Raw genomic sequence first — 22,284 nt, forward strand, 5'->3', positions numbered from 1 at the left:
CGAGGAGGTGGGCATGCAGGAGGAGCGCAGGCTCGCCGTGCTGCGAGCGATCGTCGAGGACTACGTCGCCACCGAGGAGCCGGTCGGCTCCAAGGCGCTGGTCGAGCGACACCGCCTCGACGTCTCGCCGGCCACGATCCGCAACGACATGGCCGCGCTGGAGGACGAGGGCTACCTCGCCCAGCCGCACACCAGCGCCGGCCGGGTACCGACCGACAAGGGCTACCGGCTCTTCGTCGACCGGCTCTCCACGGTCAAGCCGACCACGACCGCGGAGCGGCGGGCGATCGCGAGCTTCCTCGACGGCGCCGTCGACCTCGACGACGTCGTGCACCGCTCGGTCCGCCTGCTCGCGCAGCTGACCCGCCAGGTCGCCGTCGTCCAGTACCCCACGCTGTCGCGCTCGACCGTGCGCCACGTGGAGGTCGTCGCGCTGACCCCGACCCGCCTGCTGCTGGTGCTGATCCTCAGCACCGGCCGCGTGGAGCAGCGCCACGTCGAGCTCGACGAGGACCTCACCGAGGCCGACCTGGCTGCGCTCCGCTCCCGCATCAACCTCGCCGCCACCGGCGAGGTCATCGGCGACGCCGCCACCGCGCTGGGCGACCTGGTCCGTGCACAGGACGGCGCCGAGCCGACGTCCGCGACCCAGGCCGTGGTCGAGTCGCTGGTCGAGGCGATGAGCGACCACCGCTCCGACGAGCGGATCGTGGTCGGCGGCACGGCCAACCTGGCCCGCTTCGGCGACAGCTTCGACACCTCGATCCGGCCGATGCTGGAGGCGCTGGAGGAGCAGGTCGTCCTGCTCAAGCTGCTCGGCGAGGCGACGACGGGCGGCGCTGTCACGGTGCGCATCGGCGCGGAGGGCCCCTACGAGGAGCTGTCCTCCACCAGCGTCGTGGCCACGGGCTACGGCCCCGACGACGCGCTCGCGTCGCTCGGGATCGTCGGCCCGACCCGCATGGACTACCCCGGAACGATGGCGGCGGTGCGCGCGGTGGCGCGCTACGTCTCCCGCATCCTCGACGAGAGCTGAGAAGAAGAGAAGTGAGCCAGGACCCCTACGAGCTGCTCGGTGTCGCCCGCGACGCGGACGCCGACACCATCAAGAAGGCCTACCGCAAGCTGGCCCGTCAGCTCCACCCCGACGTCAACCCCGACGAGGAGAGCCAGGAGCGGTTCAAGCAGGTCACCGCTGCCTACGAGGTGCTCTCCGACCCGCAGAAGCGGGCGGCCTTCGACCGCGGCGGCGACGCCTTCGGCGGGTTCGGCGGCCAGGGGGCCGGGTTCTCGTTCACCGACATCATGGACGCCTTCTTCGGCGGCCAGGGCGGTGGCGGCGGGGGCGGCGGCCGCGGACCGCGCCCGCGCGTGCGCCGCGGGCAGGACGCCCTGATCCGCATCGAGGTCGACCTCGCCGAGGCGGCCTTCGGCGTGGCCCGTGAGCTCAAGGTCGACACCGCCGTGCGCTGCACAGCCTGCGACGGCGAGGGTGCCGCGCCGGGCAGCCACCCGGTGCCCTGCGAGACCTGCCGCGGAGCCGGCGAGGTCGCCCACGTGCAGCGCTCCTTCCTCGGCGAGATCCGCACGCTGCGCCCCTGTGCCGCCTGCCGCGGGTTCGGCTCGGTCATCCCCGACCCGTGCCGCGAGTGCGCCGGCGACGGGCGGGTCCGCTCGCGTCGTACCCTGACCGTGAAGATCCCCGCCGGCGTCGACACCGGCACCCGCGTCCAGCTCAGCGAGCAGGGCGAGGTCGGTCCCGGCGGTGGGCCCGCCGGCGACCTCTACGTCGAGATCCAGGTCGCCCCGCACCCGACCTTCTCGCGCCACGGCAACGACCTGCACTGCACGGTGTCGGTGCCGATGACCGCGGGCGCCCTCGGCACCACCATCTCGCTGCCGACCCTCGAGGCCGACCTCCCCGACGTGGAGGAGTCCGGTCTGGAGACCGCCTTCGACCTGCCGATCCCGGCCGGCACCCAGTCCGGCCAGGAGGTGCTGCTGCGGGGTCGTGGCGTGCCCGGCCTGCGCGGCGGACGTGGCGACCTGATCGTCAACATCGCCGTCGAGACGCCGACCCGGCTCGACCCGCGCCAGGAGGAGCTGCTCCGCGAGCTGGCCGCCATCCGTGGCGAGGAGCAGCCGACGGGTGACGTGCGACCGGCCCACAAGTCGGTCTTCGGCCGGCTCCGCGACGCCTTCACCACGCACTGAGCCGAGCCTCTGGTGACGCTCCCGCAGCACCTCGTTCCCTCGCTCGACGGGATCCGCGCCGGTGACACGGTGACGGTCGAGGGCGACGAGGCCCACCACGCGGTCGTCGTACGACGCCTGCGGGTGGGTGAGGCGCTGCTGCTCACCGACGGCCTCGGCCGCCTGGTCACCGGCGAGGTCGGCGAGACCACCAAGCGGTCCTTCACCGTGGTCGCCCGCGAGGTCGCCGACCTGCCCGAGCCGCAGCCGCGGGTCACGGTCGTCCAGGCCCTGCCGAAGGGCGACCGCGGCGAGCTCGCCGTCGAGGTGCTGACCGAGATCGGCGTCGCCACCGTCGTCCCGTGGGCCGCTGCGCGCAGCGTCGCGGTCTGGAAGGGCGAGCGGGCCGCGAAGTCCCTCGCCAAGTGGCAGGCCACCGCTCGCGAGGCCGCCAAGCAGGCCCGCCGCGCTTGGCACCCCTCGGTCGCCCCGCTCGCCTCGACCGACGGGGTGGTCGCGCTGATCGCCTCCGCCGACGTCGCCGTCGTCCTGCACGAGGACGCCACCGAGCCGATCTCGGCCCTCGCCCTGCCGCCCGACGGCGACCTGGTCGTCGTGGTCGGCCCCGAGGGCGGCCTCACCGACGAGGAGGTGGCCCGGTTCGTGGCGTCGGGCGCCGTCGCCGTCCGCCTCGGCTCCGAGGTGCTGCGTACCTCCACCGCCGGCGTCGCCGCCGTTGCCGCCCTGCTGTCCCGCACCCCCCGCTGGGGCTCCTGACCCCACGAACCGTGACTTGTGGCACCACGAACCGTGGCTTGTGGCACCACGAACCGTGGCTTGTGGCACCACGAGGTGTGGGTGTTGGCACCACGAACGGTGGGGTCGGTAACACCGAACCAACGCTGCTCAGACCCCGACCTGCCAGAACCAACCAGTTCGTGGTGCCTTGAGGCACGGTTCGTGGTGCCACAATCCACGGTTCGTGGTGCCCTGAGGCACGGTTCGTGGTGCCCTGAGGCACGGTTCGTCGGGCTACAGGGCGAGGAGGGCCTCGACCCGCGCGATCTCCTCGTCCAGCCCGGCCTGCTCGGCCTTGGTCAGGGGGCGGAGGATCTCGCCCAGCACGACCTTGCCGTCGTCGATGCGCCACAGGCCCTCGAGCCAGCCGTCGACGAAGAGCGCGTTGGACTGGGCGCCGTTGACGCCCATCCAGGCGTTGCGGCGTTCGGGGGCGGTGACGCGGTCGCGGCCGGCGTGGGAGAGCCAGACGTTGTCGTAGGTGCCGAGCATCCGGACCGGCGCGGGGGTGTCCTCGTCGGCGACGGGGGAGCCCTCGACGTCGTAGAGGACCTTGCCGTCCTCGTCCTCGTGGCGGACCAGGTCCTCCATCGCCTTGAGGACCGGCGCCAGCCTGGTGATGCCGGACCAGGTGGTGACGTCGGCGGCGGTCGCGGGACCGAAGGCGCGCAGGTAGCGGCGGACCAGTTCCGGCACGTCCGGCGACGAGAGCGGGGCACCGAGCCAGCGCTCGGCGAAGTCGTAGGCGACCGCGGTGGAGGCGGTCGGCTTCCAGCAGCCGCGCGGCGGCAGCTGGACGAGCACCTCGGTGACCCGGGCGACGCTGCCCAGCTGCGCCCCCGTGTACGACGGGAAGCGCTCCGCCAGCGCCGCGGACAGCGCGCGCTGGGGCAGCGGCCCGTCGGCCAGCACGGTGCGCACCGCCGCTGCGAACGCCGCCCTGTCGACCTCACGCGCAGCGCCGATGGTCTGGCTCATCCGCAGCTCGCGGTCGCGCACCGGCGCCGCCCACACGGGCAGGGTCAGTGCGTCGGCGGGCAGGTGGAGGTGGACGGTGTCGCGCAGGCTCAGCACCCGGGCGAGCTCCCGCGACTCGATCTGGTTGCTCAGGCCGATGGGGTCGAACGCGGTGAGTCGCGCCGCCAGGGACAGGTACGGCGGCATCGGCTCCTGCGCCTGGAGCCCGACCAGGTGCTCGACCAGCTGAGCCGGCGTGCGGTCGACCCGCTCGAGCAGGTGCTGGCGCAGGAGCAGGGTGCGGTTGAGCCGCTGCTTGGAGAACCTCACTCGATCGTGATCCGCTTGGTGTCCTCGGTCGGGCCGCCGCCCTCGCCGTTCGACGGGTCGTCGGTGCGCGCGACGAAGGTGTACCGACCGGGCTTGAGAGCGCTCACATCGACCGAGGTCTCCCACGGGTAGAGCTTGTCGACCCAGCCCTCCGCGTTGGAGAAGCCACGGAGGACCTCCTTGCCGGCGGCGTTCTCGAGCACCCACGGGACGGTCGCCTCGAACGAGCTCGCCCGCCCGGTGGCGGTGAACGTCCCCGAGACGGCGCTGCCCTCGGCCGGCTCGGTGATGTTGACCAGGGCCAGCACATCCAGCTCGGGGGCGGCCGTGAAGCCGGTCCTCACCGGGACGCCGAGCAACGTGGTGGCCGGCGCGCCGTCGAGGGTGACCCGGACCGGGAGTCGTTCGCCGGCCACGCCCTGCAACGTGTACACGAGCTGCTGGATGGCGAGACGCGCCTGGGCGCGATCGAGCCGGCCGCGCTGGAGCCACGTCCTGTCGGCCACGTCGACCACGATCGCGTCGCTGGTCTGCTCGACGCCGGCGAACCGGCCGCCCGGCCACAAGGTGCGGTAGTCCGGGTCGATCGGGTCGCCCGCCGTCACCGCGGCGGCCGCGGCGACGAGCGGGGCGACACCGGATGCCTGGCTGAACTCGCGGAAGAGCACGTCGCCGCGGGGCGCGTCGCCGACGTAGTAGACCGGGATGACCTCGGGGTCGGGTGACTCCGGCGTCGCGCTGCCGCTGTCCGTGGGGGCGTCGGTCGCGTCGGTCCCGTCCGTGGCGCCGGTGGGCGCGGTCGTCGTACCGGTCGTGGCGGGGTCGCCCGCGGTCGGTCGGGGATCGTCGTCGCCGCAGGCCGCCAGCAGGCCGAGGGTGAGCGTCGCGCCGGCCAGCACGGCAGCGGTACGACGAAGGGGGGTGCTCATGGGTTCGATCCTTCCGTGATCGCGGGGTGGGTCAACGGACCGTCAGGGTCCGCGTGTCGGTGGCGGGTGCCGCGCCGGGCATGGGAACGCTCACACGCAGCTCGTAGGTGCCCGGCGGGACGTCCGCGATCGAGGTGGTCTGCTCCCAGGCGCGCGTCACGACGGGTGTGGAGCCTGACGCGACGACCACCGCGTCGCCGGGTGAGTGCAGCTCCCACGCCACGGTCGTGGGCGCGGGGCCGACCGGGCTGACGACGCCGCGCACGGTGAGCAGGTCGTCGACGGTGTGGCCCTCGACGGGATCGGTCACGTTGACCGGCGCGAGGAGCGCGTTGTCGCGGCCCACGGACTCCTGGCCGTCGACCCGGAGGGTGCCCTCCGGCGTCCTGAAGGCCACCGGCAGCGAGCTCCCGAGCGCCGCCTGCACGGTGAAGACCGCCTGCTGGGCGGCCGGGTCGGCGGGAAGCGGGTCGACCCGGTCCGCGAGCCGGACCTCGATCCGGCTGTCAGTGACGGTCACCGCGGTGAAGGCACCGTCGGACCAGTCGGTCGTGTAGTCGGGGTCCAGCGGGCCGGCGTCGGACTCCAGCAGCCGCAGCGCGGCGAGCGCCAGCGGCGCCTCCTCGTCGTTGGGCGAGATCGCCTGGAACTCCCGGAACAGCCGGGGTCCCGCGGCCGTCTCCCCGACGAAGTACGTCGCCACCGCCGCCTGCCGCGGACCCGACGCCACCGGGGGCTCGTCGGCCCCGGGCAGGCCGAGGTGGCCGGCCAGGGCGACCGCACCGACGACCGCGGCGGTCGTGACGCCGGCGCCGAGCACGACCAGCGGCCAGCGGCGGGGGGCGCGCCGCGGCTGCTGGAGGGTACGACGCCGGATCTCGCCGAGCCGGTCGTTCGGGGAGACGTCGGCGACCGCGTCGCCGAGCAGCCGGCCGAGGGCGCCGTCGAGGCCGTCGAGGTCGTCGTCGGGGTGGGACATCACTGACCGTCCTTCAGGTCGTGGGCGGCGAGCAGAGGTCGCAGCGCCGCGGTGCCGCGCGAGGCGTGGCTCTTCACCGCGCCGCGGCTGATGCCGAGCGTCTCGGCGATCTCCGCCTCCGAGAGGTCGAGGTAGTAGCGCAGCGCCAGTACCTCGCGCTGGCGCCGGGGGAGCCGCTGCAGGGCGTCGAGCACGCTGCGGCGGCGGCTGTCGGCGAGCACCGGCTCGTCCGCGCCGGGCGCGACGTCGAGCTGGTGCTGGCGGGCCAGGTGGCGCTGCACGACGCCGCGGTGGCGCAGCGCGGAGCGCGACCGGTTGACCACCGTCTGGCGCAGGTATGCCGGCGCGCGGTCCGGGTCGTCGATCCGCTCCCAGCGCCGGTGCAGCTCCACGAAGGCGTCCTGGACGACCTCCTCGGCCTGGCCCTGGTCGCGCACCAGCAGCACGGACAGGCGGACGAGCTGGTCCCAGTGGGCGACGTACAGGGTCTCGATCGCGGTGTCGGCGTCGCTCACGGCAGGACACTCCGCACCGGCGGGGAAGCCGGAGGAGAGGGAAGGAGCGCCGAGCACCGCATGGATCGTCACGTTAGTTGGACGCGGCACCCGGCCGACCGGTTGACACGGCTTTCCCTCCATCTGCGAAGGTGGCGCAGTGACCGATCCGGACTGCCTGTTCTGCAAGATCGTCGCCGGCGAGATCCCGGCAGAGATCGTCCACGAGGGCGAGCGCACCCTCGCCTTCCGCGACATCAACCCGCAGGCGCCGCTGCACGTGCTGGTGATCCCGCGCGACCACGAGCCGAACGCCGCCGCGACCGCCGCCGCCGACGCCGCGACCTTCGCCGAGATCCCGGCGACCGCCCGTGCCGTCGCCGCTGCCGAGGGCTACGACGACTACCGCCTCGTCTTCAACACCGGTGCCGGCGCCCAGCAGACCGTCTTCCACACGCACTGCCACGTGATCGCGGGCCGCCCGCTCAACTGGCCCCCGGGCTGAGCCGGGTCGGGCCGCGCCCGCGGGCAGGCGCAAACGAGTGGGCGAGCGGAGGTCCCTCCCGTAGCATGGAAGCGACCTGTTCGTCGTACTGAAAGGCCGCCCGTCACCGGGCATCCATGACCGACTCCACCCCCACTCCGATCTCCGCCACCCGGCACACCGTCGTCGTGCCGAACAGCATCGACATGGTCACGCTCTTCGGTCCCGGTGACGAGCACCTCGGCATCATCGAGAAGCGCTTCGGCGTCCAGGTCCACGTCCGCGGCAACCGCGTCACTCTGAGCGGTGAGGCCGGCGAGCTCGACCTCGCCGAGAAGCTCATCGGTGAGCTCGTCGCGCTGCTGCGCACCGGCCAGGGCATCACGCCCGACGTCGTCGAGCGCGTCGAGGCGATGCTGCGCGCGCAGACCGCGACGTCCGAGCGTCCCGCCGACGTGCTGTCGGTCAACATCCTGAGCAACCGTGGCCGGTCGATCCGCCCGAAGACGCTCAACCAGAAGCGGTACGTCGAGACGATCGACAACCACACGATCACCTTCGGCATCGGCCCGGCCGGCACGGGCAAGACCTACCTCGCCATGGCGAAGGCGGTCCAGGCGCTGCAGGCCAAGCAGGTCAACCGGATCATCCTGACCCGGCCGGCGGTCGAGGCCGGCGAGCGGCTGGGCTACCTGCCGGGCACGCTGACCGAGAAGATCGACCCCTACCTGCGCCCGCTCTACGACGCGCTGCACGACATGCTCGACCCCGAGCTGATCCCCAAGCTGCTCGCGGCCGGCACGATCGAGGTCGCGCCGCTGGCGTTCATGCGCGGCCGCTCGCTCAACGACTCCTTCATCATCCTGGACGAGGCGCAGAACACCACGCCCGAGCAGATGAAGATGTTCCTCACCCGGCTCGGCTTCGGCTCCAAGATCGTGGTCACCGGTGACGTGACGCAGGTCGACCTGCCGTCCGGCACGATGTCCGGCCTGCGGATCGTCGAGGGCATCCTCGACGGCGTCGAAGACCTCGCCTTCGTCAAGCTGACCAGCCACGACGTCGTCCGCCACAAGCTGGTGGCGCGGATCGTGGCGGCCTACGACGAGTTCGACGCGAAGAAGGAAGCCAAGCGCGAGCTGCGCCAGGACCGCCGGCTCGACAGCAGGGCCGGCAACCAGAAGGGCGACACGGAGTGAGCATCGAGATCATCGACGAGTCCGGCGCCGGGCTCGACGTGAAGCACTTCTCGCGGCTCGCCCGCTTCGTGATGGACCAGATGCGCGTGCACCCCCTCGCGGAGCTGTGCATCAAGGCCGTCGACGAGCCCACGATCGCCGAGCTCAACGAGAAGTGGATGGAGAAGGAGGGCCCGACCGACGTGCTCGCCTTCCCGATGGACGAGCTGCGTCCCGGCCTGGTCAACGAGGAGCCCGAGGAGGGCGTCCTCGGCGACCTGGTCCTCTGCGTCGCCGTCGCCGAGCGGCAGGGCGAGACGGCCGGTCACGGCACCCTCGCCGAGCTCGAGCTGCTCACGACCCACGGCATCCTGCACCTGCTCGGCTACGACCACGCCGAGCCCGAGGAGCACAAGGTGATGTTCGGGCTGCAGGACCAGCTGCTCGCCCAGTGGCGCGCCCACCTGGCCGCCTCCTGAGGCCGCAGCCGACATGATCGCCGACAGTCTGTGGCCGCTCCTCGTAGCGGCCCTCCTCGTCGTCCTCGCCGGACTCTTCGCCGCGGCTGACGCCGCCCTCGCCGGCTTCTCGCGCGCCCGCGCGCAGGAGCTGCTGGCCGACGGTCGCGGCGGTGCGAAGCGCCTGATCGCCGTCCTCGATGACGCCCCCCGCCACCTCAACACCGCACTGCTGCTGCAGCTGCTCTGCGAGATCGCGGCCATCGTCGTGGTCACCCTGCACATCGACGCGCGGCTCGACGCGTCGTGGTGGGCCCGCGCCGGCCTGGCGCTCGGCGTGATGCTCGTCGTCTCCTTCGTCGTGATCGGCGTCGCGCCCCGCACCGTCGGGCGCCAGCACGCCGAGAGCGTCGCGATCTGGTCGGCCTGGCCGCTGGCGGCGCTGACCACCGTGCTCGGACCGGTGCCGCGGCTGCTGATCCTCGTCGGCAACGCGATCACCCCGGGGCGCGGCTTCCGCGAGGGTCCGTTCCAGACCGAGACCGAGCTGCGCGAGCTGGTCGACATCGCCGAGGCCACCGAGCTGATCGAGGCCGAGGAGCGGCGGATGATCCACTCCGTCTTCGAGCTCGGGGACACCACCGTGCGCGAGGTGATGGTGCCGCGCGGCGACGTCGTCTACGTCGAGGCCCACAAGAACCTGCGCCAGACGAAGTCGCTCTTCCTGCGCTCCGGCTTCTCCCGGGTGCCGGTCATCGGCGAGAACCTCGACGACGTCCGCGGCTTCGCCTACCTCAAGGACGTCGTGCGCCGCGACTTCGAGGACCCCGAGATCGAGCTGACCCAGCGGGTCGACGAGGTGATGCGGCCGGTGCACTGGGTGCCCGAGTCGAAGCCGGTCGACGACCTGCTCCGCGAGATGCAGGCCCGCCGCCAGCACGTCGCGATCGTCGTCGACGAGTACGGCGGCACGGCCGGCCTGATCACGATCGAGGACCTGCTCGAGGAGATCGTCGGCGAGATCACCGACGAGTTCGACGAGGCCGAGGTCGAGGTCGAGCACATCGGCGGGGTGGACGACGGCATGGTGCGGGTGTCCTCGCGCTACCCCGTCGACGACCTCGACGAGCTCTTCGGGTTCACCATCGAGGAGGAGGACGTCGACTCCGTCGGCGGGCTGCTCGCCAAGCACCTGGGCCGGGTCCCGATCCCGGGCTCGGTCGTCGAGGCCCACGGCCTGCGCTTCGAGGCCGAGCAGGCCGCGGGGCGGCGCAACAAGATCGGCACCGTGCTGATCTCGCGCGTGGCCGCGGCGCCGGCACTCAGCGAGGACTGATCGACCAGGGGTCCTCGCGCTGCCAGACGGTGGGGAAGTGCAGTCCCACGCCCTGCTGCTCCGCGAGGGCGACGAAGGCACGCATCGTGACGTCGAGGTCGTCGCCGGCGTACGGCAGCGCGCGCAACGGCTCGTCGAGGGGCCGGAAGAAGTCGTCCCAGTGCAGCAGGACGACCTCCCGGGCACCGATCGCCTCGACCGTCTCGGCCCAGTAGGTCCGCAGGTAGGCCTGGTCCTGCAGCCCGAGCTGGCCGACGCCGAGGTAGGCCACGTCGGCGGTCCTTCCGGCCAGCGCACCCGGCCGGAAGCCGGCGCTGCCCTGGACGAGGGCGGTCCGGCCGCTGGTGTGCTCGACGAGGATCGACCACGCCTCGCCGCACCGGTAGGCCTTGGTGCTGACCGGCGGGGTCACCGGCTCGTCGATCGTGCCCGGGAAGCGGTCGGGCGGGCAGTGCTCGGACTCGATCCACGTCAGCGTGAACCCGCCGAACGTCTCCGGCCGGCCCGGGGTGACCGTGAGGATGCGGTCCTCCGCGAGACCGGCCCCGCGCCCGAGGTTCGCGCTCGAGGTGCCGCCCGCGAGCACGCCGCCCGTGCGTCGTACGACGGCGGGGGAGTCCATCGCGTGGTCGTAGTGCGTGTGCACGGGCGCCACCACGGCCAACCGGTCGATGCCGGCGCGCCGCAGCACCGCGTCGATCCGTGCCTCGTCCGGACTGAGCCTGCCGAGGAGCACCTTCGCCATCGGCGGCCGCGAGAAGAATCCGTCGGTCAGGAGGGCGGTCTCCCCGTCGTCGAGCAGCACGCTCGACACCCCGAGGAAGGTCGCCCCGAACGCGCCCCGCGCCGCCGGGACGTCGAACCGGTCGTCGTACCGGGTGAGGTCGGGGCGTCCCAGCCTGAGGCGCACCGGACTACACGCCCGGGACGATCCGCAGGTCGCGCTCGGCGCCGTCCCCCAGCGCGACGAGCGCCTCCTGGTAGGCCGCCGAGTCGTGTGCGGCGATCGCCGCCTCGACGCTGTCGAACTCGATGATGACGACGCGCTGCTCCAGCCCGGCCTCGTAGACCTTCTCCGGCAGGCCACGAGCCAGGAAGCGCGCCCCGGCCGCGATGAGGGCCGGGCCGGCCAGCTCGGCGTACGCCGACATCTTCGCCTCGTCGTGCACGGCTCGGTAGTTGCTGATCCAGTAGGCAGGCATGGGCTCATCCTGCCGTGCTGGGACAATCTCCCCATGACCGACCTCTCCACCGAGGACAAGAAGCTCGTCACCCTCGCCCGTGCCACCCGCGCGCGCATCCAGGCCGCCGAGGGCGCCGCGGTGCGCGACACCGAGGGACGCACCTACGCCGCCGCCACGGTCGACCTCCCGTCACTGCAGCTGAGCGCCGTCCAGGCCGTCGTCGCGATGGCCGTTGCCGGAGGGTCGTCGGGCGTCGAGGCGTGCGTGGTGCTCGGTGACGCGCAGGACCTGACCGAGCCGGACGCGGCCGTGCTCGGTGACTTCAGCGGTGCGGACGGTGTCACCGTCCACGTCGGGGATGCGCGCGGCACGATCGCGGGGACGCGTACCGCCTGAGTCGCCTCCACCCCTGACAGATGTCATGCCCGGGTCGTGACGACCGGGCGAGGCAGGAGAGTCCTCCCGCCAGCAGGCTGGAGGACATGACGACACGACCCAACCCGCCGGCCGTCCGGCTGTCCGGGGTGACCAAGGCGTTCGGCGCGGTCGAGGCCGTGCGCGGCATCGACCTCGAGCTCAACCCCGGCGAGATCGTGGCCTTCCTCGGCCCGAACGGCGCCGGCAAGACCACCACCATCGACCTGGTCCTCGGCCTGTCGCGGCCCACCACCGGCACCGTCGAGGTGCTCGGCATGGAGCCGCGCAGGGCCATCGCCCGCGGCCTGGTGGCCGCAGTCATGCAGACCGGCGGCCTGCTCAAGGACCTCACCGTCCGCGAGACCGTCGCCTACACGGCGAGCCTGTTCGCCGACACCCGTCCCGTCGACGAGGTGCTGGAGCGGGCCGGCATCGCCGGCATCGCGGACCGCAGGGTCGGCAAGTGCTCGGGCGGGGAGCAGCAGCGGCTCCGGTTCGCGATGGCCCTGCTGTCCGACCCCGCCCTGCTGCTCCTCGACGAGCCGACGACCGGCATGGACGTCGAGGGCCGCCGCGCCTTCTGGTCGGCGATCCGCGCCGACCTCGCCACCGGCCGCACCGTGCTGTTCGCGACGCACTACCTCGAGGAGGCCGACCAGTACGCCGACCGGATCGTGCTGGTCCGCAAGGGCAAGGTCGTCGCCGACGGCACCGGGCCCGAGATCCGCGCACTGGCGAGCGGCCGCACCCTGCGGGCGCACCTGCCCGGCGCCGATCGGCCCACCCTCGAGCGGATCGGCGCCCTGGGTGGCGTCGACAGCGTCGAGACGCGGGGCGACACGCTCATCGTGCAGGCCAAGGACAGCGACGCCGTCGCCCGCCACCTGCTCACCGAGACCGACGCGCGCGACCTCGAGATCACCGCCCAGGGCCTCGAGGAGGCCTTCCTCAGCCTGACCGGAGACGCATCATGAGCATGACCACGACCACGACGTACGACCCGTCCGCCCGCCGGGTGCCGCCGATGGGCGGCTTCAACGGCACCGTGCTCGCCATCGAGCTGCGCCGGATGCTCCGCAACCGCCGCACCATCGTCTTCACCCTGCTGTTCCCGGGCGCGATGCTGCTCGCCTTCGGCGGCCAGTCCGGCTGGGAGGAGAGGGTGGGCAGCGGCAACGTCGCGGCCTACATCCTCGCCTCCATGGCGCTCTACGGTGCCGCGCTCACCGCGGCCGCCGGCGGCTCCATGGTCGCCCTCGAGCGGTCGCTGGGCTGGTCCCGGCAGCTCCGGCTCACGCCCCTCCACCCGGTCGTCTACATCCTCATGAAGGCCCTGGTCGCGCTCGTCATGGGTGCGCTCGCGATCGCCGCGGTCAATGTCGTCGGCGCGCTGCAGGGCAAGGCCCAGATGCCCACGCACGTCTGGATCGAGTGCGCGGTCGTCACCCTGTTCTGCACGCTGACGTTCGCGGCCCTGGGGGTCTTCGTCGGCTACGTCGTGCCCGGCGAGAACGCCATGCAGATCCTCGGCCCGGGCCTGGCCCTCCTGTCCTTCCTCGGCGGGGTCTTCGTCCCGCTCGACCAGTACGCCGACACGGTCCGGCAGGTCGCCCACTGGACCCCCATGTACGGCGTCGCCGAGATCGCCCGCTCGCCCCTGACCCACGAGCTGCCCTGGTACGCCGTGGTCAACGCCGTCGCCTGGTTCGCGCTCTTCGTCGCCGGCGCTGCCTGGCGGATGAGCAAGGACACGGCCCGCGTGTGACCACTAACGTGGCGACCGTGGAGTCCCCGGGCCAGGTCGAGCCGCCCCGCGCGCTGGGGCGGCTCGGGCCGATGTTCGCCGCCATCTGGCTGGCGTTCCTCCTCGACCCGGTCCGCGCCGCGTGGAGCGACCTGCCGGCCCTGCACGCCTGGTGCGGTCTCGTCGCGACGCTGGTGTTCGCGGCGACGTACCTGGCCCTGTGGGTGGCGATGCGCAGTGACCGGGCCCGGCTCGTCCAGCTGCCGCCGTTGCGGGTCAGGCTGGCGTGGACCGCCGTCCTCTCGGGCCTGGCGGTGGTCATGGTGGCCGCCCTCGGCCAGGTCGGGACGGCCAGTGTGGTCTACCTCGCGGTCACCGTCGTCATGCTCTACCCGCCGGTCGTGTTCCTCCCGGTGGTCGCCGCGCTCGCCACGGGCGTGCTCGTCACGGGCATCACGATGCCGGGCTGGGAGCACAGTCCCTGGCTGGCGTTCTCGATCATCGCCGCGTCGCTCGCGGTCTTCGGCGTCCGCTCGATGATGAACCGCAACATCGAGCTGATCCGCGCCCACGAGACCAGCGCCGAGCTCGCCGCGGAGCAGGAGCGGACCCGCCTGGCCCGCGACCTCCACGACATCCTCGGCCACTCGCTGACGGTCATCACGATCAAGGCCGAGCTCGCGGGTCGCCTCCTCGACGTGGACACCGAGCGCACCCGCGCGGAGCTCGCGGACCTGGAGCGGCTCAGCCGCGACGCCCTTGCCGACGTACGACGAGCCGTCGAGGGCTACCGCGAGCTGACCCTGCCGGGCGAGCTCGCCCGCGCCCGGACCGCGCTCGAGGCCGCCGAGATCGAGGCGAGCCTGCCCAACAGCACCGACGACGTACCGACCGAGCTGCGCGAGCTGTTCGCGTGGACGATCCGCGAGGGAGTGACCAACGTGATCCGCCACTCGGGTGCCCGCAGGTGCGAGGTACTGCTCGCGCCCGACCGGGCCGAGGTCCGCGACGACGGCCGGGGCCCCACCGTGACCGGTACGACGGGCTCGGGCCTGACCGGCCTGCAGGAGCGCGCGACCGGTGCCGGTGCCCGGCTGGTCACCCGCCGCCTCGATCCCGGCTGGTCGCTGGCGGTGGTGGCCGAATGATCCGGTTGGTGCTCGCCGACGACCAGGCGCTCGTGCGCGGCGCGCTCTCCGCGCTGCTCGGCCTCGAGCCGGACCTCGACGTCGTCGCCGAGGTCGGCACCGGGGAGGACGCGGTCACGGTGGCCCGCGACGAGCGGCCGGACGTGGTGCTGATGGACGTCGAGATGCCCGGCATGGACGGGATCGAGGCCTGCGCCGCCGTCCGCAGCGCCAGTCCGGACACCCGGGTGCTCGTCGTGACCACCTTCGGCCGGCCGGGCTACCTGCGCCGCGCGCTGCAGGCCGGTGCGTCCGGCTTCGTCGTGAAGGACACCCCGGCGTCCCAGCTCGCCGACGCCGTACGACGGGTCCACCAGGGGCTGCGCGTCGTCGACCCGGGGCTCGCGACGGACTCCCTGGTCAGTGGGGAGTCGCCCCTGACCGGCCGCGAGACCGACGTGCTGCGGGCGGCGCGGGACGGATCGTCGGTGGCGGCGATCGCTGGCCGGCTCTTCCTCTCGGAGGGCACGGTGCGCAACCACCTGTCCGCCGCGATCGGCAAGACAGGGGCGAGCAACCGCGCGGAGGCGGTGCTCGTCGCGGACGGGAATGGCTGGCTCTGACGGCGGGTTGGCCAGAAAAGGTGTCGACGGACGGGAGTAGGTTCGGATCGTGGCAGATCGAGGCTGGCACCAGCACCACGAGGCGGTGGCACGCCTAGCGAGGTCCTATGCCGCCATCCCTGAGGGGGATGCGGTCCGGCTCGCGAAGCGCACCACCAACCTGTTCCGCGCCCGCGCGGCGACATCGGCCCCGGGACTCGACGTCTCGGGGCTCGACGGCGTGATCGAGGTCGTCCCCGACGGCCCCGACGGCCCGGTCGCCGAGGTGCAGGGCATGTGCACCTACGAGCACCTGGTCGACGCGACCCTCCCTCACGGCCTGGTGCCCCACGTCGTCCCGCAGCTGCGGACGATCACGCTCGGCGGCGCGGTGACCGGCCTCGGCATCGAGTCCACGAGCTTCCGCAACGGGCTGCCCCACGAGTCGGTGCTGGAGATGGACGTCTTCACCGGCGCCGGCGAGGTGGTGACCACCCGGCCCGGCGACGAGCTGTTCGACGCCTTCCCCAACTCCTACGGCTCGTTGGGCTACGCCACCCGGCTGCGCATCAAGCTCGAGCGCGTCCCGTCCTACGTCGCCCTGCGCCACCTGCGCTTCGACGACGCCGGCCTGATGGCCAAGACGCTCGCCGAGATCGCCTCCGCCCAGGAGCACGACGGCGAGGTGGTCCACGGCCTCGACGGTGTCTCCTTCGGCCCGGGGGAGCACGTCCTCACCCTCGCCCGCTGGACCGACGAGCCCGGGCCGACGTCCGACTACGCCGGCCAGGACATCTACTTCCGGTCCCTGCAGGGCTGCGACCGCGACCGGCTCACCGCCTACGACTACCTCTGGCGCTGGGACACCGACTGGTTCTGGTGCTCGGGTGCCTTCGGCGCGCAGGACCCGCGCATCCGTCGGTTCTGGCCGCGCCGCCTGCGTCGCTCCGACGTCTACATGCGCCTGCTCCACCTCGACCGTCGCTTCGGGATCGCCGACCGGCTCGACCGCCGCGCCGGGCGGCCCGAGCGCGAGCGCGTCGTCCAGGACATCGAGGTGCCGGTCGAGCAGCTGCCCGAGTTCCTGCGCTGGTTCGACGAGGAGATCGGCATGCGGCCGGTCTGGCTGTGCCCGCTCGTCGCGACCCGGGCCTGGCCGGTCTACCCGCTCGCGCCCGGCCGGCTCTACGTCAACGTCGGCTTCTGGGGCACGGTCCACGTCGGCCCGGACGCCGTCAACGCGCCGAGGAACCGGGCGATCGAGGCCAAGGTCCACGAGCTGGGTGGCCACAAGTCGCTCTACTCCGACGCCTTCTACGACCGCGCGACCTTCGACGCGCTCTACAACACCACGCACCTCGCCGCAGTGAAGCGGCAGCACGATCCCGACGACCGACTGACGACCCTCTACGACAAGGCGGTGAAGAGCCGATGACCGGCACCCACCCTGGCATTGCCCCGACGATCGAGTCCCTCTTCAAGGGCGGCCTGCCGCTCTGGTTCAAGGCCTACGACGGCAGCGAGGCCGGCCCCCTCGACCAGCCCTACGGGCTGGAGCTCGTCAACGAGCGTGGGCTCTCCTACATCATGACCGCGCCGGGCGACCTCGGCCTCGCCCGTGCGTACGTCGCCGGCGACCTGGTCCTGCACGGCGTCCACCCGGGGGATCCCTACGACGCGTTCTCGCTGCTCAAGGACAGCACCGACTTCGGTGTCCCGAAGCCGAGCGAGCTGCTCGGTGTGATCCGTGCCCTCGGCATCAGCCACCTCGTCCCGCCGCCCCCGCCGCCGCAGGAGCACCTGCCCGCGTGGCGCCACCGGCTCGAGGGCCTGCGGTCCCTGAGCAGCCCGTTCGGCAAGTGGGGCCGGCACTCCCAGGAGCGCGACGCCGACGCGATCCACCACCACTACGACGTGTCCAACGCCTTCTACGAGCACGTCCTGGGCCCCTCGATGACCTACACCTGTGCGGTCTACCCGACCCCCGACGCGACGCTCGAGGAGGCGCAGGAGCACAAGTACGACCTGATCTGCCGCAAGCTCGGCCTCAAGGAGGGCGACCGGCTCCTCGACATCGGCTGTGGCTGGGGAGGCATGGTGCGCCACGCCGCGAAGCACTACGGCGTCCAGGTGCTGGGGGTGACGCTCTCGCGCGAGCAGGCCACGTGGGCGCAGGAGGAGATCAAGGCCCAGCGCCTCGACCACCTCGCGGAGGTGCGCCACTGCGACTACCGCGACGTCGAGGAGGGCGAGTTCGACGCGGTCAGCTCGATCGGGCTGACCGAGCACATCGGCATCGCCAACTACCCGGCGTACTTCTCCTTCATCGAGGGCAAGCTCAAGCCCGGTGGCCGGATGCTCAACCACTGCATCACCCGTCACGACAACATCGACAAGAGCACGGGTGCCTTCATCGACCGCTACGTCTTCCCCGACGGCGAGCTCGCCGGCTCGGGCACGATCGTGACCGCGATCGAGGACGCGCGCCTCGAGGTCCAGCACCACGAGAACTTCCGGCTCCACTACGCCAGGACCCTCGCCGGCTGGTCGAAGAACCTCGCCGACAACTGGGACGCCTGCGTCGCCGAGACCGACGAGGGCACCGCCCGGGTCTGGGGCCTCTACATGACGGGCTCGCGGATCGCGTTCGAGCGCAACGAGATCCAGCTCCACCACGTGCTCGCGACCAAGACCCTCGAGGGCGAGAGCGGCTACCCGCTGCGTCACGACTTCGGGAGCTGAGCTACAGGGCACTAGCCTTGGCGGGTGAGCACCCGGGCCCAGCAGTACGCCGCCGACGTCGTCGCGCGTGAGCAGGTGACGCCGCACCTGGTGCGCCTCGTGCTCGATGTGCCCGGCTTCGTGTCGACGGGCATCCCCGACGAGTGGGTCGGCCTCGTCGTGCCCGGGCAGTTCCAGAGCCGCTACTACACGGTCCGTTCGATCGTCCCTTCGACAGGCTCAGGACAAGGGGCGCGCCTGGTGCTCGACGTCGTCGTCCACGAGGTCGGCCTCGTCACCGAGTGGGCGCTCGGCGACCCGGTCGGCCAGCAGGTCACGATCACCGAGCCGAAGGGCTCGTTCCTGCCGCCGGTCGACGCGGGCTGGCTGCTGCTGGTCGGTGACCTGACGGCACTGCCTGCGATGGCCCGGATCGCCGTCGAGCACGGTGGCGCACTGCCGACCCGGATCGTGGCCGAGGTGCCGACGGACTCGCGGGTCGAGGACTACTTCACCGACGGCGTCGAGGTCACCTGGCTTCCGACCGACGGTGAGAGCCGGCTGGCCGAGGTGGTCGAGTCCCTCGACTTCCCCGAGGGCCCCGGCTACTTCTGGATGGCGGGGGAGTCCGCGCAGATGCGCGCGATCCGCAAGCACCTGATGCGGGAGCGCAAGCTCCCGAGCACGCACTACGACGTGATGGGCTACTGGCGGTCGGTCGCCCAGCGCCAGCCCCGCGCCGTCGACCCGGGGCCGATCTGGCGCGCCGGCAAGGCAGCGGGCAAGTCCGACGAGGAGATCTGGGCCGACTACGACGCCGCACAGGAGGCCACGCGATGAGCGACGAGAACGAGGTCGACGAGGTCGAGGACGACCTCGACGACGAGTTCGACGAGGACTTCGGCGCGCTGCCCCCGCCGGCTGCCCCGGTGTTCGACCTGGGCGACGTGCCCGAGGGCTACCGCAGCGGGTTCGCCTGCTTCGTCGGACGCCCCAACGTCGGCAAGTCCACGCTGACCAACGCGATCGTCGGCCAGAAGATCGTCATCACCTCCGACAAGCCGCAGACCACGCGGACGGTGGTCCGCGGCATCGTGCACCGCCCCGACGGCCAGCTCGTCCTCGTCGACACCCCCGGCCTGCACCGCCCCCGCACCCTGCTCGGCGAGCGGCTCAACGACCTGGTCAAGACCACCTGGGCCGAGGTCGACGTCGTCGCCGTGTGCTTCCCAGCCGACGAGAAGATCGGCCCCGGCGACAAGTTCCTCGTCACCGAGCTCGCCAAGGTCCGCAGGACCGTCAAGATCGCGATCGCGACCAAGACCGACCTCGCCACCCCCGAGCGGATCGGCGAGCACCTGCTCGACATCGCCGAGCTGGGCCGTGAGACCGGCACCGAGTGGGCCGAGATCGTCCCCGTCTCCTCGGTCGGCGGCGACCAGATCGACCTGCTCGCCCAGCTGCTGGTCGGCCTGATGCCCGAGGGCCCGCCGCTCTACCCCGACGGCGACCTCACCGACGCCCCCGAGGAGATCCTCGCCGCCGAGCTGATCCGCGAGGCCGCCCTCGACGGCGTCCGCGACGAGCTCCCGCACTCCATCGCCGTCGTCGTCGAGGAGATGGGCCTGCGCGAGGGCCGCCCCGAGGACAAGCCGCTCCTCGACATCCACGCGAACCTGTACGTCGAGCGCGACTCCCAGAAGGGCATCGTCATCGGCAAGAAGGGCGCCCGCCTGCGCGAGGTCGGCACCGCGGCCCGCCTGCAGATCGAGGCGCTCCTCGGCACGCCGGTCTACCTCGACCTGCACGTGAAGATCGCCAAGGACTGGCAGCGCGACCCGCGTCAGCTCCGCAAGCTCGGTTTCTGAGTTTGTCTGGCGCTCGCTTCGCTCGCGCATGTCGGGCGCCCTTTGATCGCGTGATCTTCCCTCGCTGCGCTCGCTCCCTCGTTCCTCGGTCGCTCGCTCCGCTCAGTCCAGATCACGCGGGGCGCCCGACGCGGTTCCACGGCACGTGGTGCGTGGACGCATGAGGTGGGGCTGATTCTCGTCGCGCCGCCCGCCGTTTCTGGACGGAGGAGCGAGCGAGGTACGAGCGAGCGGGGGAGNNCGAGCGCAGCGAGCGCCCAACTAGTCCGGCGCCCAGCAGCGGCCGAAGTCCTGCCCCATGTCCCACTGCTCCTTGGTCGGCCACTCGTAGCCCCACTCGAAGCTCAGCGGGTCCTCGGCGGCGTCGGCACCGGCGTCCTCGCACTGGGTCCGGCCGGCGGCGCGCACCTTCTTCTCACCGGGATAGGCGCCCTGCTGGAAGGTCACGACCTCCGTGGCACGCCAGGAGTGCCGGGCCGAGCAGAGCACCCGCTCGAAGTTCTTGGCGTCCGGCGCAGCGGTGCCGCACATGGCGTAGCGGTCGCGACCCTTGGCCCGGCCCAGGACGCCCTTGATGCCGGTGGTGAGGTCGGCGAGCGTGGAGGTGCCGGCGAGGACGACCGCGTCGCAGCGGTACCAGTCGGCGCCCGCGTCGGAGTCCTCGACGGTCGGGGTGAACCACACCGGCCGGATCATGCTGAGCCGCAGCAGCTCGCGGTTGCCGCCGACGTACGCCGAGAGCGCCTTCGGGCACGTTGCGGCGACCTGGTCCTGGACCCGGTCGGAGTCGACGGCGAGCAGGTGGCCGTCGACGAGGGCGTCGATGCGCCCGACGGCGATCGTCTCGCTGGTGTGCTCCTGCGTGCAGGGCACCGGCTTGATCTCGGACGTCGGCGCGACCGCGGTCTCGAACGGCAGCTCGTAGCAGGCGCCGAGCTTCGGGGAGGCCGGCGGCGCCGGGGCCGAGCTCTGCCGGGCCGTGGGGGTCGCATCGGGCTTCGGGGCTCCGTCGTCGGAGCAAGCGGCGAGGACGAGGGCCAGCCCGAGGGTCAGCACGACGAGCAGGCTGCGCGTGCGAGCGTTCATTTCGCGGTCTTCGCCCAGCACACCGAACGGCGGATGCCGGCCTTCCACTCCGCCTGGTGGAAGAACGTGAAGCCGTACTCGAACTCGGAGGGGTAGTTGAGCCACGCCTTGACGGAGTTCGCGCAGAACGAGCGGGTCCGGCTCTCCATCACCCGGTCGCCCGGGTAGGCGTCGGTCGGCTGGCCGAGCTTGACGGTCGTGACCGCGCGCCAGTCGTGCTTCTGCGAGCAGGGCACCTTCTCGCCCTCGGCCACCGTCGGTCCGCTGGCGCAGCTGAGCCAGCTGTCGTTGGGGCGGCCGCCGAGCATGCCGCGGGCGGTCTTGGGGAGGGCACGGTACTCGCGGCTCGCGGTGTTCCCGCCGATCACGTCGCAGCGGTACCAGCGAGCACCCTTGCCCCACGCCTTCTCCGACGGCCGGAACCAGGCCCAGCTCAGGGTGGTCCGCAGGACGAGGCTCTCGTCGGCGCCGACGAACTCGGCGAACTTCTCCGAGCACGTGCGGTAGGCGTAGGTGCCGAGGTCGGCGTCGTCGTAGCCCGCGTCGTCGAACTCCTCGGGCAGCCTGCCGGTCGCGTAGGTCTCGGCCGTGTGCCGGCTCGCGCAGTCGATCGTCTTGGTCGCGTTGGCGGTCCGGGCCACGTCGTCGGGCGTCAGGTCTCGGCACAGGCCGCTCACCGGTACGTCGACCGCGTCGACCTGGTCGGGGTCGCTGTTGGCGCCCTGGTGCTCGGACCCGCAGGCCGCGAGGGAGCCGACCGCGAGGAAACCGAGGACGAGCACGACGACGGCGCGCAGCAGCCGCATCGCTGTCCCCTCTCGTCCGTCCCGTGGCCCCCCGGGTGCCCCTCGGCACTGGCCGGCGATCAACCCGCCAGCAGTGCGGCGATAGTAGCGCCCAGTGCGTAGCCGGCCTCGCGCGCGGCGTCGTCGACCTCGCCGAGGACGCCGACCACGTCGTACCCCTGGCGCCAGCCGAGTGCCCCGACGATCGACTGCACCGACCGCTGTGCGCCGGTCAGGTCGTAGCGCCCGTGCAGCCACAGCCCGTACGGCCGACCGCCGGTCGCCCCGGCGCCGTCGGCCGGCGCGCCGCTCGGGTCGAGCGCGCCACCGACCGCGAGGAAGGTCGAGTCGAAGAAGTGCTTGAGCGCCCCGCTCATGTACCCGAAGTTCGCGGTCGTGCCGAGCACGTAGCCGTCCGCGGCGAGGACGTCGTCCGCGGTCGCCTCCAGCGCCGGTCGCACCACCACCTCGACCGGTGCGACCTCCTGCACGTCCTCGTCCGCGGCACCGGCGAGGACCTGCTCGAGCAGCGTCTGCATCGAACGGCTGGGGGAGTGGTGGACGACGAGCAGTCTCGGCACCCGCCCAGCCTACGGAGAGATCGGCTGCTACCC

The 22,284-nt window shown here is 72.3% G+C and carries 25 protein-coding genes; 16 read left to right on the forward strand and 9 right to left on the reverse strand.

Annotation, left to right across the window (positions count from 1 at the left end; all coding sequences use genetic code 11):
* Nucleotides 1-13 precede the first annotated feature (13 nt).
* The 3 genes from hrcA to ASE20_RS07270 are packed head-to-tail and all read left to right on the forward strand — an operon-like array spanning nucleotide 14 to nucleotide 2,970.
* Nucleotides 14-1,036, forward strand: coding sequence for a heat-inducible transcriptional repressor HrcA (gene hrcA / locus ASE20_RS07260; protein WP_056893911.1), 1,023 nt, complete (start codon nucleotides 14-16; stop codon nucleotides 1,034-1,036).
* Nucleotides 1,037-1,047: 11 nt separating this feature from the next.
* Nucleotides 1,048-2,214, forward strand: a complete 1,167-nt coding sequence (gene dnaJ, locus ASE20_RS07265) for a molecular chaperone DnaJ (RefSeq protein ID WP_056893912.1) — start codon at nucleotides 1,048-1,050, stop codon at nucleotides 2,212-2,214.
* 12 nt (nucleotides 2,215-2,226) lie between these two features.
* The gene (locus ASE20_RS07270; RefSeq protein ID WP_056893913.1) at nucleotides 2,227-2,970 is read left to right on the forward strand and encodes a 16S rRNA (uracil(1498)-N(3))-methyltransferase; all 744 of its coding nucleotides are present in this window, start codon (nucleotides 2,227-2,229) and stop codon (nucleotides 2,968-2,970) included.
* A gap of 255 nt (nucleotides 2,971-3,225) precedes the next feature.
* Here ASE20_RS07270 and ASE20_RS07275 read toward each other — a convergent pair whose 3' ends face one another.
* Genes ASE20_RS07275 through ASE20_RS07290 form a run of 4 tightly spaced genes read right to left on the reverse strand, consistent with a single transcriptional unit; the run spans nucleotide 3,226 to nucleotide 6,701 of the window.
* Entirely contained in the window at nucleotides 3,226-4,278 is a 1,053-nt protein-coding gene (locus ASE20_RS07275; protein WP_056893914.1) for a winged helix DNA-binding domain-containing protein, read from the reverse strand.
* Nucleotides 4,275-5,207 carry a Gmad2 immunoglobulin-like domain-containing protein gene (locus ASE20_RS07280; RefSeq protein ID WP_056917923.1) on the reverse strand — a complete coding sequence of 311 codons (933 nt, stop codon included), beginning with the start codon at nucleotides 5,205-5,207 and terminating at the stop codon, nucleotides 4,275-4,277. The genes ASE20_RS07275 and ASE20_RS07280 overlap by 4 nt, the downstream gene beginning before the upstream one ends.
* Before the next feature lie 31 nt (nucleotides 5,208-5,238).
* Nucleotides 5,239-6,186, reverse strand: coding sequence for a hypothetical protein (locus tag ASE20_RS07285; protein ID WP_056893916.1), 948 nt, complete (start codon nucleotides 6,184-6,186; stop codon nucleotides 5,239-5,241).
* Entirely contained in the window at nucleotides 6,186-6,701 is a 516-nt protein-coding gene (locus tag ASE20_RS07290; protein WP_056893917.1) for a SigE family RNA polymerase sigma factor, read from the reverse strand. Before ASE20_RS07290 ends, ASE20_RS07285 begins: the two co-directional genes overlap by 1 nt.
* A gap of 139 nt (nucleotides 6,702-6,840) precedes the next feature.
* Between ASE20_RS07290 and ASE20_RS07295 the strand changes: the two genes are divergently transcribed.
* The 4 genes from ASE20_RS07295 (at nucleotide 6,841) to ASE20_RS07310 (ending at nucleotide 10,136) form a co-directional block, all read left to right on the forward strand.
* The gene (locus tag ASE20_RS07295) at nucleotides 6,841-7,185 is read left to right on the forward strand and encodes an HIT domain-containing protein (RefSeq protein ID WP_056893918.1); all 345 of its coding nucleotides are present in this window, start codon (nucleotides 6,841-6,843) and stop codon (nucleotides 7,183-7,185) included.
* Nucleotides 7,186-7,301: 116 nt separating this feature from the next.
* On the forward strand, nucleotides 7,302-8,363 hold the full coding sequence (locus ASE20_RS07300; RefSeq protein ID WP_056893919.1) for a PhoH family protein: 1,062 nt from the start codon (nucleotides 7,302-7,304) through the stop codon (nucleotides 8,361-8,363).
* On the forward strand, nucleotides 8,360-8,821 hold the full coding sequence (ybeY, locus tag ASE20_RS07305; RefSeq protein ID WP_056893920.1) for an rRNA maturation RNase YbeY: 462 nt from the start codon (nucleotides 8,360-8,362) through the stop codon (nucleotides 8,819-8,821). The genes ASE20_RS07300 and ybeY overlap by 4 nt, the downstream gene beginning before the upstream one ends.
* Nucleotides 8,822-8,834: 13 nt before the next feature.
* A complete protein-coding gene (locus tag ASE20_RS07310; protein WP_056893921.1) occupies nucleotides 8,835-10,136 on the forward strand; it encodes a hemolysin family protein in 1,302 nt (433 codons plus the stop codon).
* On the opposite strand, the gene ASE20_RS07315 is transcribed toward ASE20_RS07310, so the two are convergent.
* Entirely contained in the window at nucleotides 10,123-11,046 is a 924-nt protein-coding gene (locus ASE20_RS07315; protein WP_056893922.1) for an MBL fold metallo-hydrolase, read from the reverse strand. The two genes, ASE20_RS07310 and ASE20_RS07315, sit on opposite strands and share 14 nt — an antisense overlap.
* Before the next feature lie 4 nt (nucleotides 11,047-11,050).
* Complete coding sequence (locus tag ASE20_RS07320; RefSeq protein ID WP_056893923.1) at nucleotides 11,051-11,338, reverse strand: DUF1330 domain-containing protein; 288 nt, start codon at nucleotides 11,336-11,338, stop codon at nucleotides 11,051-11,053.
* A gap of 33 nt (nucleotides 11,339-11,371) precedes the next feature.
* Here ASE20_RS07320 and ASE20_RS07325 point away from each other — a divergent pair, with 33 nt between their 5' ends.
* The 9 genes from ASE20_RS07325 (at nucleotide 11,372) to era (ending at nucleotide 19,799) form a co-directional block, all read left to right on the forward strand.
* The gene (locus tag ASE20_RS07325; protein ID WP_056893924.1) at nucleotides 11,372-11,716 is read left to right on the forward strand and encodes a hypothetical protein; all 345 of its coding nucleotides are present in this window, start codon (nucleotides 11,372-11,374) and stop codon (nucleotides 11,714-11,716) included.
* An 86-nt stretch (nucleotides 11,717-11,802) separates the two neighbouring features.
* Nucleotides 11,803-12,711 carry an ABC transporter ATP-binding protein gene (locus ASE20_RS07330; protein ID WP_056893925.1) on the forward strand — a complete coding sequence of 303 codons (909 nt, stop codon included), beginning with the start codon at nucleotides 11,803-11,805 and terminating at the stop codon, nucleotides 12,709-12,711.
* Complete coding sequence (locus ASE20_RS07335; protein WP_225868976.1) at nucleotides 12,708-13,502, forward strand: ABC transporter permease; 795 nt, start codon at nucleotides 12,708-12,710, stop codon at nucleotides 13,500-13,502. Before ASE20_RS07330 ends, ASE20_RS07335 begins: the two co-directional genes overlap by 4 nt.
* Nucleotides 13,503-13,519: 17 nt before the next feature.
* Complete coding sequence (locus ASE20_RS07340) at nucleotides 13,520-14,629, forward strand: histidine kinase (RefSeq protein ID WP_225868977.1); 1,110 nt, start codon at nucleotides 13,520-13,522, stop codon at nucleotides 14,627-14,629.
* Nucleotides 14,626-15,231, forward strand: coding sequence for a response regulator transcription factor (locus tag ASE20_RS07345; RefSeq protein WP_056893928.1), 606 nt, complete (start codon nucleotides 14,626-14,628; stop codon nucleotides 15,229-15,231). Before ASE20_RS07340 ends, ASE20_RS07345 begins: the two co-directional genes overlap by 4 nt.
* 49 nt (nucleotides 15,232-15,280) lie before the next feature.
* Complete coding sequence (locus ASE20_RS07350) at nucleotides 15,281-16,645, forward strand: FAD-binding oxidoreductase (protein ID WP_318655566.1); 1,365 nt, start codon at nucleotides 15,281-15,283, stop codon at nucleotides 16,643-16,645.
* Nucleotides 16,642-17,952, forward strand: coding sequence for an SAM-dependent methyltransferase (locus tag ASE20_RS07355; RefSeq protein WP_056893930.1), 1,311 nt, complete (start codon nucleotides 16,642-16,644; stop codon nucleotides 17,950-17,952). Before ASE20_RS07350 ends, ASE20_RS07355 begins: the two co-directional genes overlap by 4 nt.
* A gap of 24 nt (nucleotides 17,953-17,976) precedes the next feature.
* Entirely contained in the window at nucleotides 17,977-18,771 is a 795-nt protein-coding gene (locus tag ASE20_RS07360; RefSeq protein WP_056893931.1) for a siderophore-interacting protein, read from the forward strand.
* Nucleotides 18,768-19,799: a GTPase Era gene (gene era / locus ASE20_RS07365; protein WP_082612239.1), complete on the forward strand. Its 1,032-nt coding sequence runs from the start codon at nucleotides 18,768-18,770 to the stop codon at nucleotides 19,797-19,799. The genes ASE20_RS07360 and era overlap by 4 nt, the downstream gene beginning before the upstream one ends.
* Before the next feature lie 261 nt (nucleotides 19,800-20,060).
* Here the strand turns inward: era and ASE20_RS07370 are convergent, their stop codons facing one another.
* Genes ASE20_RS07370 through ASE20_RS07380 form a run of 3 tightly spaced genes read right to left on the reverse strand, consistent with a single transcriptional unit; the run spans nucleotide 20,061 to nucleotide 22,251 of the window.
* A complete protein-coding gene (locus ASE20_RS07370; RefSeq protein WP_056893932.1) occupies nucleotides 20,061-20,885 on the reverse strand; it encodes a septum formation family protein in 825 nt (274 codons plus the stop codon).
* On the reverse strand, nucleotides 20,882-21,691 hold the full coding sequence (locus tag ASE20_RS07375; protein ID WP_056893933.1) for a septum formation family protein: 810 nt from the start codon (nucleotides 21,689-21,691) through the stop codon (nucleotides 20,882-20,884). Before ASE20_RS07375 ends, ASE20_RS07370 begins: the two co-directional genes overlap by 4 nt.
* Before the next feature lie 59 nt (nucleotides 21,692-21,750).
* Nucleotides 21,751-22,251, reverse strand: coding sequence for a flavodoxin family protein (locus tag ASE20_RS07380; RefSeq protein ID WP_056893934.1), 501 nt, complete (start codon nucleotides 22,249-22,251; stop codon nucleotides 21,751-21,753).
* Nucleotides 22,252-22,284 lie beyond the last annotated feature (33 nt).

Origin of the sequence: Nocardioides sp. Root240 (genome assembly GCF_001428825.1) — a bacterium.
Lineage (GTDB): Bacteria > Actinomycetota > Actinomycetes > Propionibacteriales > Nocardioidaceae > Nocardioides.